Origin of the sequence: Lysinibacillus sp. IITD104 (genome assembly GCF_036698265.2) — a bacterium.
In the GTDB taxonomy this organism is placed as follows: Bacteria; Bacillota; Bacilli; order Bacillales_A; family Planococcaceae; genus Lysinibacillus; species Lysinibacillus boronitolerans.
The window spans coordinates 2,580,505-2,594,868 of record NZ_JBAHYH020000001.1; the positions used below are offsets into that span (position 1 = coordinate 2,580,505).

Sequence of the window (14,364 nt, forward strand, 5' to 3'; positions counted from 1 at the left end):
TGGCATTTTCCATAATTAATGAAAGAAGCTATCTACATCATTTGCAAAAATTAAGCCGAGTTCCTCTGTATATTGATAGGTCACAACTGGGTATTCTGTATAGCGATCAACTCTAATTGTTGAAATAATCTCTCCATTTTTTCGTTTTCTTGCATTATCGTATGCCCAAGTGGCGATTGGCACTGTGAATTTTTGTAACTCGATTAAAAAATTAATCTTCGCCTTCAATTCTAACTTTTTAGTTAATTCATTTTTCATATTCTCTATTTCTAATTCATTTTCCCTATAAACGCCATATGGGATCACTAATTGATTTTGAATATCTCTTAAAGTCGGTTTATTCTCCTCTTGATAAGGTAATAAATCCTCATACCAAGCTAATGTTTCATCGAATGTTTGAATATATTCGCACTCTGCTCCTAAAGCTTCTCTACTATACACTTGCTCTACAATCTTCATTTTAATTTTCTCATCTATTAGCTGATTGTTATATTGCAGTAACACTTCTTTTGATTTAGAAAAAATTGTAAAATCAACAACAGATTTTTTATTGTTTGCAATACCTGATGGTAATGGACCGCCTGTAAAAACATAAATGTTAGGTATATTTTCAACATAATCTCGCGTTCGATAAATACGTCCCATACGTTGAAATAAACCTGATGCCTCTGAAAGCTCAGTAAATAAAATATCAAAATCAATATCAACGCTTGCCTCTACTAACTGTGTAGTAATCCATATTCCCGTGTTTAGGCAATCTTTGTTTCCTAATGCTAAAATTGCATCTTCCTTTTCTTGACGGTGCTTGCTGATAAAACGACTGTGTAAAAGAGAAGCCTTTACCCCTGTTTCTTCAAATTCTTTATATAATTGCTGTGCTTTCGTCACAGTATTCACAATGATTAATACCTTTTGCTCCATTGGATGCTTTAAAATTTCTTCTATCGTCAAATCCTTTTCAACGATTTGCATAAAATGACGCTTAATTGGCTGATTATTGGCATTGAATTTTAAAAATGGGTCTTCTCGTTTTTCAAATGGAACTTCCAATCGTTTCAACGCTTCTATAAAAAGTGGTGGCAATGTGGCAGTCATAATTAAAAACTTACCGCCTATATCCGTAACATACTTCAACCCTAATACGATAAAGGCTGCTAATCTTGCGCTGTACATTTGAATTTCATCAATGATAATTTTGCTATAGGCTAATGTGGCAAGTTTCATTTCAAAGCCTGGGTATAACCCAACAAAATCAATAATTTGATCGATTGTCGTCACTGTAAGCGGCATAGATAAATTTTTCGCATGTGTAATCGTTATTAAATCAAGGTCTTGCTCATCTGCACGTTTGACATATTCAGCATGCATACCACTATGAAGCAATCCTGTATTCTTTTTGCTGCAGCCAATTTCATTAATCAATCTGTCATAAATCGCATTGATGGACACTTTTAATGGCAGCGTGAAAATGCCCTTGTCATTACCAAGCCACCAAAGTGCTGCTTCTGTTTTCCCAATACCCGTTGACGCAATGACTATATGATTCTCTTGTTGGAGAGTATATAAATAGTCTTGCAACTCGTTCCTAGTGCGTTTTTTATTATCGAAATACTTTTTCATTTTTTGCGGTAAATCTTCAGGAGGAATTTCAACTTCATAATCTCCACTTGCCGCATAATCCAACTTGTTTAATAAGCCCTTTATGCGAACGAAACGATACAGATGCTCACGGTTTTTAAGAAATTTTCGATCGGTAAATTTTCGATAATCAAATTTAGGTTCTTCACGAATATTAAAATCATTATTTAATAGTGACACATATTTTTGTAAATCCTTTTTAATCTCATCACCACTCTCGTACATATTTTGCTCTGCCCGTTCGTGGTGATAATAAACAGCTAAAATTAATAACGTAGCATCCTCTTTACCATAGTGAGTGATTAGATTTTTAATCGGCATAAATGCACAGCTTAAGTAATTGTGAGGAATTTCATCTATTTCAGGAAATAAATCCTCTATACGCTCTTCTATTGTGCGTACTTTATTCTGAAATTTGGTATTTGCCTTTCCTAAATCATGGTACGTCACCGCTTGTAATAAAATGTTCCAATCTTTCTTTGACAGTGCATTTGGATAAATTTTACGAAATATTTCCCATTTTTTAATTAAATGGTTTGTATGCTCAATAATCGTTTGTGCGGCGGATGTTTTTGTTGCTGATTTTGCTAATAGCTTTTCAAACATCTACAAACCTCCTTATAAAAAAAGAATGGAGAACATTCCCCCACTCTTATACTAAAAATACGGTATAGCCATCCTGATCGAAAAGCACGTTTTCATATGCAGCAAGATAGTTAGTTGAAGAAGCCGGTACATGAGAAACAATCACCTTTTCCCACTGACGAATGTGCTTTCCTTTAGCAATTTCTAATAATTTATATGTTTTATTTAAACGATAGGATGTACCGATTTTTCCATAAATATCATTCTTGGTCATCGATTGCGGAATAAAAATATCAAAATCAACTCTCTTGTCTTCTTCCATTTCTTGAATTTCTAACTCCACTTCCGTCACTACATTAATCTGCAATAAATCCTCGCGTCTACCTAGTGATAAATATTCAGCAGGTGATTTTAGTGCGTCGATAATGATTGGAATGTATTGCTTGTCCTCTGGTACAATATGCAATACTAGTTCGACATCTACTAATAGCTCTGTTGTGGAAACACCCCGTGTAATCCCATGTGCTTTCCCATCTGATAACTCCACTTTCAACTGATGGCGACCTTGCTCATACGAACTACCAGCAAACTCATAGCGCGTCCATAAATCATTGACCTTTGCATGATATTTCCCCTGAATACTCACCTGCATTGGCACATAACTTGTAAAGCCACATGCCGCATGCACCATGCCAATAACAGTTGAGTATGGGGGCAGTGGATATGATTCCTTTAATTGAAAACTCGTAGGCTTTTTGTAGTTCACTAGGTTCTGATAAGCCTCAATCCGAATCCCCTTCATATGTTCACCTGCTTACTTATAATAGTCTGATACAGCCTGCTCTAGCTGCGCGAAGAAGTCTGCCATTGGTTTTGCTTGTAAACTTTGCTCAATTTCCTCGTCGTTTGCTAATAATCCTTTGACTAAGCCAACATGTGTATGTTGTTGAATATGTGAATCCAATGCTAAAATCCCCTCAACTGTTGCAACGGCAAGCTTATTATTTTGAAGCTTTAATCGATTTTCGAAAAATGGATTTTTTAAATCATAGACACCACCGATAGCAAAAATTGGAGCTAAATTCTCTCGACGCCCTTTTATATCACGATATAAAAATTTTAATGTACGTAATAAAGAAATAACACGCTTAGCACGTTCCTCTAATGGAATTTCGATTTGATCGTTTGTATCAATTCCAATCTTATCTAAATCCACCGTCAGTGTGTAAGCATAAAAGGATTTATGAATTTCACTTTGTGCAATATTTCCACCTCTTAATTCCTCATTAGCTGTTGCACTTTTATGGCGGTCAAACAACCCTTTATTCGTTAAAAATTCTAAATCTGTATTATAACTTTCCAATGCGACAGCATTGGATAAGCGTACCACGGCAGCACGAGTTCTCGTTGGTTTTACCGTTTTCATATAGCCGAACAAATCAATTTCAGGATAATCTGCGATTGTTGCATCTGGGTGAAATTGAATAACGGAGCCATCCATACCTAATGGAGTGTGATTGATATCCATTTGTTCGACAATGTTATAACGCAATGCTTGACGTGAAATATACGTGTACACTTCATGATCTCCGCGGGAAATTTTTTTCAAAGAAGCAACGTTGCCAACACCCTCACCATAGTTGGCACTTTCTGCTTCAACTATCATACTGATTGTTAATCCTTTTTTATTCATTTACTTGCTCCTCCTTTGCCATATCCTCTTTTTCGAAATCTTTTCCATTTAATCCTATTAAAAATGCATAGCCAATTGTTTGGAATTTTTCAATATCACTGAGTGTTGTTGTGAAAAATAGGGGGATACCTAATTTTTCATGGCGTTTGTAGCTATACGCCTGTACAATTGTTTCCATAAATTTATTAGGATTTTTTACTTTTAAAGCATTTAACAAACGGTGTGAAATAGCATTTAATTTTGTTTCTTGACCTCGATATACTTTTCTTAATTCGTAGCCGCTAATCCGAATACTTCTTAACTCTTTATCTGTCATATAATGTGAACCTCCATTTAATACATAATTTGAAATTTTCAGAATTTTATAGATAGAAAAAGTATCCGCATATTTATCATCGATTACTAAACGTATTAAACGATAGAGTAAATCACTAAAGCGTTGTCCATTATAAAAACGTCGTATAACTTCTTGATAGAGGCTGATATAGTCTCCATTTTCCTTAACAAATTTCCCCGTCAAGTAATGGAAGTCATTCCGGCTATCATAAAGCTGCTGTGCTTTGTCACGGGATAACATATTGAATGTATAAGGTCTGGATTCATTATTTTTGTCATATTTAACAATCTGGATATTATCAATTTCTATATTCTTCTTGTTTTCTGCATGTTGATACATTTCATTGATAATTTTTGAATATGCCATTTCCTCCAGCTTATCGCGTGTATATTCTTCTCCTCTATCATTGCGCAACTGGATTTTATTGTAAGCTAGTAACTCGACAATGGATTGATTGCTATTGATAAAGAGACCTATCCCATTTTTCAATGTGAAGCCTAATGGCAGACAACTATACACAATATTACAGATTGGACAAATAAATAAATTGCGCTGATGGTACCAATAATGCGAGGATTTTCTTGCCCCATCAACCCCTAAATTTTGTACCCAAGTAAGATCAAATGCCTCTGAGATAGACTTCATTTTATTGTCACAGCACGCACATGTTAATTTATTTTTTCCGTACTTTTTTTCATCTTTCTTTGACGTTAGAAAATCTTGAGCAGGTTTGATGAAGTAATTAAAATATTCTTCATAGAGATCCTTTTTACTCGCATTGCTGTTTAGGAAGGAGACATTGGACCAAAAACCTTGAATAACTTGATATGTAAGGACACGTGGGATGATAAATCGCTTTGCATCCTTATGCTTTAAATGCTCGACAATTTGTAGTAATGCGTCCACAGCGTCTCCAATTTGCGGCTGTATTTGTTCCAAGGTTTCTTTTTTCCTCTGTGTTACCTTTTTTAAACTTTTTGCAGCCTCTAAAAAATCAAATGGAATCGCAGACAGAAATGGATAGACATTCTTATAACTATTCGATGACAGCCAGTATTTCACTTTTTCAATATGGGCATTGAGCCGTTCTAAGTTTTTTTCATCTCCAATTTCAGTTTTCGCTCTTAATAAAAACTCTACAATAGTAGGATTAGTCATTTTATAGTAATTTGTTTCATGTCCATATTGAGCAGATAAATAGGCAAAATAATGTTCTTCAAAGTTCGCTAAATTGCTTTCTGGAAAACTAATAGTCTGAAAATCGCTCTTACTATACTCTAGCTTTGCATAGTCAAATACACGGCAAAGTCCCAAAATACTGGCATTGTAAATTGTTTCATCTAACTGTAGTTCAATCATTCACTTCACCCCCTATTCATTCACCATTTCAATGCAGCCTAGCATTTGTGATCTTCTAAAACCAATGCCCGTCTGTGTTAATAAAGCTAAATCTTCTGGATGTCCTCCTAGTACAAAGCTTCCTTCAAAACCATTCAAATAAAGAATTCCTTTTTCATTTAAATTTTTAAACTTGTCATGCTTTAACTGCACAACTTTTTTATGCATCATTACAGGTGTAAAAACTAGTGGCTGATGCAATGTCCGCCCAGCAACAGATTTTAGGCATTCATTTGCTGCATAATTCAATTCCTTCTCATAATCAGGATCATCAATATTTAAATATTGATTGTTTTTATCTTTAATAACGATGGTGCTGTTTGTTTTAAATAGAGCTTGAGATTTTGTAGGTAATTTTTCAGATAAAAATTTAACATGCTTAATGTGTAGGGTGTATGACTTATATTGCATTTGCTGATGCTCAAGTAAGCCATTATACAGAGTTATCATAAAATTTATATCAGAAGAAGAAATGGTCATACGAATGTCTTGATGGATGATAAATTCATCACCTTCTAGCGTGTAACCATTTACATAAATCGCTCCTGTAAAAGGACGCATCGCCTTGTTAGCTTGATGTTCCTTAAAGCTATACAAACTTTCCTTTAATTCTGGATTGACAGAAGATAGTCCGGCTTTAACTACACTCCCAGCTAAAAAATGATAATGCTTAGGTATTTTCTCCGCTTCCATAATGATCTGCAACCTCATTTGGCTTCACCTCCTTTTTATTTCATAGACTACTCCCAGATATAGTAAGGATATTTTTAGGAGCTAATATACATTTATAGTAATTTATTTTTTATAATTAGTCAATATTTTCTAAAAATTAAATTATTATTAAAACTATATAGGATAACTATTTATTTTGTGATTTTATTCTCATTTATTTTCTTAGCTTTTCTTGATAAGATAGGAGAATCATGTTTAACTAAGTGGAATTTAAATATATATTTTTAAATAATGTTTAATTTTTTAGAAAACTACCTCATTTTTTATTAACTATGTGGAAATTTACTTACTTCAAATTCTTACTTTCTTTAAAAACAACAAAAGAGCCTACTTGAGACTAATTCGAGTAGGTTTTTTATTTTAGTAATTCTAACTAAACTTCATTTAATTTCCTTTACCCTCTTCACTACATCCAATCAATAACCGACAGTAACTAGTAGCAACCAAGAGCCTATATTCCTCCCCAAGCATGAACTTTACATTGAAAGTGTTAAAGCACTAAATATACGCCGATTGCACATGATGAGGATTTAACACATGTAAGGCAAATTTATAAAGCATGAAAATATTTAACATAGATATAAAACTCACTATGAGAATGTGCTCGTCATGAACTATTACTTGAATGAAATGGATTTTCCCCTCTTTATAAAAAATTGCAGTGAATCATTTTACAACATTAAATCTCTTCAATGCTTACCATGCCTAGATTGAGGCACTTGAATAACAAAGGGAAATTTTTGAACTACAGATTGACTGCAAAAAAATGATATTAGTCTCAAAGTACAACCTGATATAGCGTTGAAAAATAAGTTTTTTTTGATTATGCTTAAGGGGGGTTTTTCATTAACTAAGTGGAATTTAAATTTCGGACAACTCAAGTACGGCGTAGGACGGGGCATAGTTTTTCATTAACTAAGTGGAATTTAAATCTTGCAGATGGTAGCTCCCAGGAAAGATCAACACGGTTTTTCATTAACTTAGTGGAATTTAAATTTTTTTTTTTGAAAACAACCTGACCTGGTGCATCCCCGTTTTTCATTAACTAAGTGGAATTTAAATCTTTTAAAAAAGTGTCAACCCCACAAAACTCCCACTCGTTTTTCATTAACTAAGTGGAATTTAAATATAATGCTCATTATTTCAATGAGGAAACAAAGAAATCGTTTTTCATTAACTAAGTGGAATTTAAATACACCTGCAGTCTTGATTCTTTTAACTAATTCATCGTTTTTCATTAACTAAGTGGAATTTAAATACTTGATATGTTTTAGTAGGACGGAAATCAGTTAATGTTTTTCATTAACTAAGTGGAATTTAAATAGGACGGAATGGAGCGAGCAGATTTGCGGATGAAATGTTTTTCATTAACTAAGTGGAATTTAAATATGTCCGCGTTGAATACGTCGTCTGGCGCACATTTTGGTTTTTCATTAACTAAGTGGAATTTAAATGAACAATTAGATATTATTGCTGAGTATGGTGGACAGTTTTTCATTAACTAAGTGGAATTTAAATATTGAAATATTAGCGATACCACCATTCAGTAGTAAGGTTTTTCATTAACTAAGTGGAATTTAAATCAAGATCAGTAATTTTACTTTCCACTTCAGTAAAAGTTTTTCATTAACTAAGTGGAATTTAAATTTTACAGCTATACTCACTCTATACGTATCATACCTGTTTTTCATTAACTAAGTGGAATTTAAATTTCATATAATTCATCTATCTCACACTTGAGGATAAGTTTTTCATTAACTAAGTGGAATTTAAATTGCTATCTGCATGTTCTTCTAGAGCATATCGGCACCGTTTTTCATTAACTAAGTGGAATTTAAATTTTCAATTCTCATCGAAATCTTCGCAGTCGCTCTTTGTTTTTCATTAACTAAGTGGAATTTAAATGACAACGATGGATCGGACAAGCTTGTGCAAATCAAAGTTTTTCATTAACTAAGTGGAATTTAAATGACAACGATGGATCGGACAAGCTTGTGCAAATCAAAGTTTTTCATTAACTAAGTGGAATTTAAATCTCGTAACACTTGATTAGCTAGAATTTGATCTTCGTTTTTCATTAACTAAGTGGATTTATAATAAGTAAATAGGTTAGGAAGTTATTGTCCAACTGAAGGCATTTTTATTAGCAAGTGGCATTTAAACCCTTGCAATCTATTATTCTCTAAAAAAACCAACAACAACCGAATTCCCTCGGTCATTGCTGGTTCTTTTCATTTACATTATTTCTTGCGTTTCACAAATACAATAACAAAAATAGCGGCTAGGGCTGCTAGGATGGCGATCATCCATACTGTGTTTGAGTTGGATGTTGTGTCATCTGCTGCGGCTGCTTGTTGCTCTTCTCTTGGTGTAGCGTTCGAAGACTCCATTTCTTTGGCATCCTCTTTCACCACTTGTGCAGTGCTAATTTGCACATATTGTAGTGTTGCTTCATTCGAGGCAGATGCTTCATGCTCGTGGCTTGCGTCGTGACCTTCTGCATGATCGCCGTGAGTTTCCTCTTGCCCACCGTCATGACCATGATGGTGATCTGCTGCTGTTGTGAAAATAGAGCGTTCTAGTTGTTGCCCTACCCAGCTTTTGGCATCTGTTGAATCGGCAAAGATGCGAGGGTGTCCTGACAGCATGTATGTTTTACCGTCGATGATGATTCCTGTTTGGTCACCTGTGACTACCTCTTCAATTGTACCTGTTGGTCCTTCTGCAAAGCCGCCCATTTGAATAAGCGTATGTCCGCCCATATCAAATGTAAGGTGCTCTGTTAAAAATGCAATGTACTCTTCTTTCGTCATGGTTGCTTCAGGATTGGCTAGCTCAAGTTTATGATGAAAAAGTGCTGTATTTATTTCCTTGTACGTAATATCTCCCTCTAGAGAAGACACGTAATCCTCTTTTTGAGCTGCTTGTGCTAGCTCATCCACTGTTGCTCCCTCAAGGCCGAAAAAGCCACCTACCCAGCCTGCAAAGTCCTTGCGTGAGAGATTGTCTGTTGGGTTTAAGGCCATATCTTTGCCATTGTACCCAAGAAGCCCAATACTGTGTAGTACCATAATGTCCTGAATATTGGCGGCTGTTTCAGGGACATCCGTGAATAGTGTACTTTTATCCATCGTATGGGCGTAGGCAACGGGTGCCATGAATAAAGTACTCATCAATACTAAAAGTAAATATTTTCTCAAAATGATTCCACCTTCCAATGCCTTAGTATACAGATGAAATGTGAGGGAAGTTTGAAATCCACAGGTACTTTCTATAGCTTAAATTGACGAATCAGGGCGTTTAGTTGTTCAGCCATTTCTGCTAAATGCTCGGCACTATGTTTAATTTCCGCCATGGAGCTTGCAGTTTGCTCAATGGTAGCCGATGTTTCCTGAATACCTGCCGCTGATTGTTCAGAAACAGCAGCAATTTCATCGACTGCTTTATTAATCGTGACAGTATTGTGAACAACCTCCGCTAGCTCCACTGACATACCTTCAATGCCTGTCGCAATGGCCTTAATAGCATCCGCAATTTGATTGAATGTCGTATTGGTTGCGGCCATTTGCGTTGTGCCCTTTTCTACTTCCTCATCGCCTTACTCTAGCGAGAAAGTTACTGAATCGGAATCATCCTGAATTTTTCTGACGATCGCTGTAGGAGAAGGCGACCGTAGCTTCTCTTGCACTTGGCTTATGGGGAAATCAAAGGGCTGCTGTGTTGTTGTATCATTATAACAGTAAATTGATAACCTTCTATTAAATGGGCATGCTTATGACATTTCTAAATAAAAATAAAAAAACTTGAATCGAAATGATGACTTGCTGAGTCTAATGGTCGAAAAGGAGGCGATTTTCATTAAGAGCACCCAACAAACTCTTGTAGCCTTAGCCCAACAAGGTGATGAGCAGGCGTTTTATCAGCTCATTGAGCAGGAGCAGCATAAGCTTTACCGAATGGCCTATGTCTACGTACAAAATGAAAACGACGCCGTAGAAGTTTTTCAGCAAACCATTATTCGAGCCTATGAGGGGCTACCGCAATTAAAGGAGCCTCACTATTTTGCCACTTGGCTTACCCGCATTATGATAAATTGCTGTAAAACCTATATTGCGAAGAAAAAAACAGTTATGCCTGTTGAACCACAAACTTTCGAGGATTTAACAAGCGCATCTCCTACATACATCGAAGAAGAGCTGGATTTATGGCAGGCTCTTTGCAGGCTTGAGGAAAAGTACAAAACGGTGCTATTGCTACGATTTTATCAAGATTACTCTGTCAAGGATATTGCGGCGATTTTGCAATGCCCTGAAGGTACCGTGAAAACACATATTCGCCGTGGCTTGCATGCATTACGACAACAATTAAAGGGGGCATATCTCGATGAGTGGGTTCAATCCGCTGAAAGAAGTCATTAATGCAATACCCATCCCTGAAGGACGTTTAACAGAGGTGCTACGTGTTGAAGGGATGTCCAAAATTTATCAGCAAAAGCATCATACTGTGAATGCCTTGAAAAATATCCATTGCACCATTTATCAAGGAGAAATGGTGGCGATTATGGGGACAAGCGGCTCTGGTAAAAGTACTCTTCTGAATATGATCAGTGCAATCGATGAGCCAACAGATGGAGCATTATTTTTATTTGGCAAGGAAGCGCAGGCTATTTATCAAGAGCCAAAAGCATCGCAATTCCGAAAAGAAAATATCGGCTTTATCTTCCAATCCTTTCATCTGCTAAAGGATTTAACCGTCGAGGATAATATTGCACTTCCCCTTATTTTAAATGATATTCCTAGCAAGGAGATTAAGGTGCGTGTGCAGCACATGATGGAAACCTTAAACATCGCTGCTTGGGCAAAGCATCGACCACATGAGCTTTCTGGTGGACAGAAGCAACGTGTCGCCATTGCGCGAGCGATTATTGCCAATCCTCCTATTTTACTGGCAGATGAGCCAACGGGGGCTTTGGATGTTCATACAACAGATGAAATTTTAGAACTGCTTGTTGCTCTGCAAAAAAAGAACCAGCAAACGATATTACTTGTCACACATGACCCCTATGTGGCTACCTATGCCAATCGGGTATTGTTCTTCCATGATGGGGCGATTGTGGATTCCTATCAAAACCGGCAAAATGAAGAGGATTTAGATTGTATTCTAATGAAATTCAAGGAAATAACGAGGGGGGATCGCTAATGTTTACGATGCGCAATATTGCCCTCAAGCTTTTTCGTGCAGCTTGGGCAAATGTCCTAACGAGTATTAGTATTATTACGATCTCGATTTGCCTGGTGATGACGATGACCGTCTACATTTGGAATGCGAATAGCCAGATGAAGGCAGACATCCAAGCGTTGTATGGGGAAATGGATTTAATGGTTGGTTATAATCCTGATCAGCAAAAATTGTTGACGACAAATCAAATAGAGGAGCTTTCTACTCTAGCCGGTGTCACACAAGTGTCCCGCTTATCGATAGCCCATACAATCGTTGAACATGAAAAATACACCGCATTTTATACCGTTGGCGTTGAAAATGATGACCTTGTGAAAAGTCGCTACCATTTTGCGGTCAATCTTGGACCGAACGATGCCATTCTTTCGGAAAATGTTGCCCGTCTTTTCAACAAACGAGTTGGGGACTCTATTCATATTCAATCAAAGGATTTTATCGTGCAAGAAATTTTACCGACGATGAAAGGCACTGACAGCCCTAATATCATCCTCTTAGCGAATGACGTAGTTAAGGCATGGATGAACAACAGTCAGCCACAAACGGCAGGCATATTTGCGCTCATTAAAACTGATGAGGGGCGTGCCAAGGCTGTAGGCGCAGAAATCAAACAACTGGATGAAACATTACGTGTTGATGTTATGAGTGATTACGATGTCATTAAAAGAAATTTACAGAGCTTAATGGTTTTTATGATTGTACTATCCGTTTTTATTTTACTCATTTCAAGTGTCCTATTGCTGTCCACATTCCAGCTATTATTTTATAAAATTAAAGAGCAGCTCATGATCTTACGGGCTCTCGGGGCATCCGTGAAACAGGTTGGACGTATAGTCAAGCTCCAACTATCACTGATCATTAGCTTTGGCGTTATGCTTGGAACAACGCTGAGCCTTGTGATAATAAAAAGCTGGCTACCACGAGGCTGGGACAGAACTAGCTTCGAATAAGGAGAAAGGAGAATTTGAGTTCGCTCAAATTCCCCTTTCTCCATTTTTTACTATTTAATTTTATATGTTCTTGTTTGTTGGCCGTGTATTTTCGTAAATTCACGGCCAGTAATGCGAGCCCCATTTCGTTTTCTACCTTCGATTTTCCTCGTACAGAAAATCGAGTGAAACGCAAATTAGCCTTCAAGAATCCAAAAACTGGCTCCACGTCAATTTTGCGTTGACGATAAATGGTACGCGTTTTTTCTTCTGAAAGCTTTGTTCTTATATATTCTTTTTGTTGTTCCCATTTTTCATTCACCATCATTTTTCGATTGGTGCCTTCTTTTGCTTTTGTACATGATGAACGGAATGGACATCCTGAACAGTCCTCGCATTCGTAGATGTTGAACGTATGTTGGAAGCCTGTCCGATCATTCCGTACAGTTTGATTTTTCCATTCGAGACGTTTCTGATTCGGGCATGTATAGGTGTCTGTTTCTTTATCATATGGCCAGTTATCGGTGTTAAATTGGTTTTGTTTGTACTTTTTCTTTTGCTCCTTCTCATACATGGTATAGGGAATCAGTGCTTCTCGTTTTCTGTTCGAAAGGATCTCCTCATAGTTTTGTTCACTACCATAACCTGCATCTGCGACAATGTATTGCGGTAACTCGAAATAATGCTGCTCGATTTCATTTAGAAATGGAATGAACGTACGTGTATCCGTTGGGTTCGGAAAAATGCTGTAGGCAAGCGCATACTGACCTTCTGTTGCGATTTGTACGTTATAGCCTGGTTTTAGTTGTCCATTCTGCATGTAATCGTCTTTCATTCGCATAAACGTCGCATCTTTGTCCGTTTTTGAATAGCTGTTGCGTGTGTCAAAAATCTCAAAATCTTTTTCGTACCTCTGCTTACGAATCAGCCAGTCATGTACTTGTTTTAACAGTTGCTTTGGCGTTTTTCGTTCACTACGCAGCTGTTTCCGCATCCCGACATCATCCGTACTATCGATTTTTTGTGTATAGTCCTCGACCACTTCCTCTAACTTTTCAGCGATTTGCGTGAGTTCTTCCATAGAAAGCTGCTCCTCATCTTCACGTTGCAATGCTGGTATAATTTGTTTTTCAAGTAGCTCATTATACAATTGATTCGATTTTTCAACGAGATTGTGATGATGTTTTTCCACTGCTTTCTTCCAAACGAACGTGAATTTATTGGCATTTGCTTCAATCTTCGTACCATCAATAAAAATGGCCTCTTGATCGATGATTTTTTCTTGGACAAGCTGGACACGGAACTGCACAAAACACTGGCGAATGAGCTCTTTCATATCGGGATGAACACGGAAACGATTGATCGTACGGTAGCTTGGTTCATACCCTTGGGCCAGCCACATCATCCGTATACTGTCTTTGGTTAGGTCTTCTATTTTACGGCCAGAGAAAACCGATTGCGTGTAGCCACATAAAATAATTTTAAGCATCATGCGTGGGTGATAAGATGGGCAACCTGTTTGGCGTTGAAAGGAGTCGAAGGTTCTCTCAGGAATACTTTCGACTAAATGATGGATGGCAAAAGCAATATCATTTTCTTGTAATGGAACTTCTAAATCTAGAGGCAAAACTAATTGATTCATGTTATAATTTTTGAACATAAGGATCCTTCTTTCCTGTAAAATTTTGTGTGGTAACTTTATTTTATCAGAAGTGGTCCTTATTTTTATTCAATAATTATTGAAAGCCGTTGAAATTTTACTCATCGTAAAATTTCAACGGCTTTTTCAGCTCAAAGGTGGGTTTTGTCCCACCCTC

Annotated in this window: 11 protein-coding genes and 1 CRISPR repeat array; of the genes, 3 read left to right on the forward strand and 8 right to left on the reverse strand. The window is 36.7% G+C overall.

All coding sequences use genetic code 11. The features are described 5' to 3' along the window. Window positions 1-15: 15 nt before the first annotated feature. From cas3 to V1L66_RS13260, 7 genes are all read right to left on the reverse strand, one after another. Window positions 16-2,244, reverse strand: a complete 2,229-nt coding sequence (gene cas3, locus V1L66_RS13230) for a CRISPR-associated helicase Cas3' (protein WP_333006937.1) — start codon at window positions 2,242-2,244, stop codon at window positions 16-18. Window positions 2,245-2,290: 46 nt separating this feature from the next. Next, window positions 2,291-3,025 (reverse strand): type I-B CRISPR-associated protein Cas5b, encoded by a 735-nt coding sequence (cas5b, locus tag V1L66_RS13235; protein WP_016994003.1) that lies wholly within the window; start codon window positions 3,023-3,025, stop codon window positions 2,291-2,293. 12 nt (window positions 3,026-3,037) lie between these two features. Then, the gene (gene cas7i / locus V1L66_RS13240) at window positions 3,038-3,916 is read right to left on the reverse strand and encodes a type I-B CRISPR-associated protein Cas7/Cst2/DevR (protein ID WP_333006935.1); all 879 of its coding nucleotides are present in this window, start codon (window positions 3,914-3,916) and stop codon (window positions 3,038-3,040) included. Further along, the gene (locus V1L66_RS13245; protein ID WP_333006932.1) at window positions 3,909-5,612 is read right to left on the reverse strand and encodes a Cas8a1 family CRISPR/Cas system-associated protein; all 1,704 of its coding nucleotides are present in this window, start codon (window positions 5,610-5,612) and stop codon (window positions 3,909-3,911) included. The genes cas7i and V1L66_RS13245 overlap by 8 nt, the downstream gene beginning before the upstream one ends. A gap of 12 nt (window positions 5,613-5,624) precedes the next feature. Continuing rightward, the gene (gene cas6, locus V1L66_RS13250; protein WP_333006930.1) at window positions 5,625-6,362 is read right to left on the reverse strand and encodes a CRISPR-associated endoribonuclease Cas6; all 738 of its coding nucleotides are present in this window, start codon (window positions 6,360-6,362) and stop codon (window positions 5,625-5,627) included. An 859-nt stretch (window positions 6,363-7,221) separates the two neighbouring features. Next, window positions 7,222-8,481: direct repeats of the CRISPR family, unit length 29 nt; unit sequence GTTTTTCATTAACTAAGTGGAATTTAAAT. A gap of 142 nt (window positions 8,482-8,623) precedes the next feature. Continuing rightward, complete coding sequence (locus V1L66_RS13255) at window positions 8,624-9,583, reverse strand: hypothetical protein (RefSeq protein WP_333006988.1); 960 nt, start codon at window positions 9,581-9,583, stop codon at window positions 8,624-8,626. A gap of 71 nt (window positions 9,584-9,654) precedes the next feature. Next, window positions 9,655-9,948 carry a hypothetical protein gene (locus tag V1L66_RS13260; protein ID WP_333006987.1) on the reverse strand — a complete coding sequence of 98 codons (294 nt, stop codon included), beginning with the start codon at window positions 9,946-9,948 and terminating at the stop codon, window positions 9,655-9,657. A 238-nt stretch (window positions 9,949-10,186) separates the two neighbouring features. Here V1L66_RS13260 and V1L66_RS13265 point away from each other — a divergent pair, with 238 nt between their 5' ends. The 3 genes from V1L66_RS13265 to V1L66_RS13275 are packed head-to-tail and all read left to right on the forward strand — an operon-like array spanning window position 10,187 to window position 12,568. Beyond that, a complete protein-coding gene (locus V1L66_RS13265; protein WP_333006985.1) occupies window positions 10,187-10,801 on the forward strand; it encodes a sigma-70 family RNA polymerase sigma factor in 615 nt (204 codons plus the stop codon). A 52-nt stretch (window positions 10,802-10,853) separates the two neighbouring features. Further along, window positions 10,854-11,582 (forward strand): ABC transporter ATP-binding protein, encoded by a 729-nt coding sequence (locus V1L66_RS13270; RefSeq protein ID WP_048390701.1) that lies wholly within the window; start codon window positions 10,854-10,856, stop codon window positions 11,580-11,582. Further along, window positions 11,582-12,568 carry an ABC transporter permease gene (locus V1L66_RS13275; protein WP_409072226.1) on the forward strand — a complete coding sequence of 329 codons (987 nt, stop codon included), beginning with the start codon at window positions 11,582-11,584 and terminating at the stop codon, window positions 12,566-12,568. The genes V1L66_RS13270 and V1L66_RS13275 overlap by 1 nt, the downstream gene beginning before the upstream one ends. Here V1L66_RS13275 and V1L66_RS13280 read toward each other — a convergent pair. Then, window positions 12,555-14,207, reverse strand: a complete 1,653-nt coding sequence (locus tag V1L66_RS13280; protein WP_258859084.1) for an IS1182 family transposase — start codon at window positions 14,205-14,207, stop codon at window positions 12,555-12,557. The genes V1L66_RS13275 and V1L66_RS13280 overlap by 14 nt on opposite strands. Window positions 14,208-14,364 lie beyond the last annotated feature (157 nt).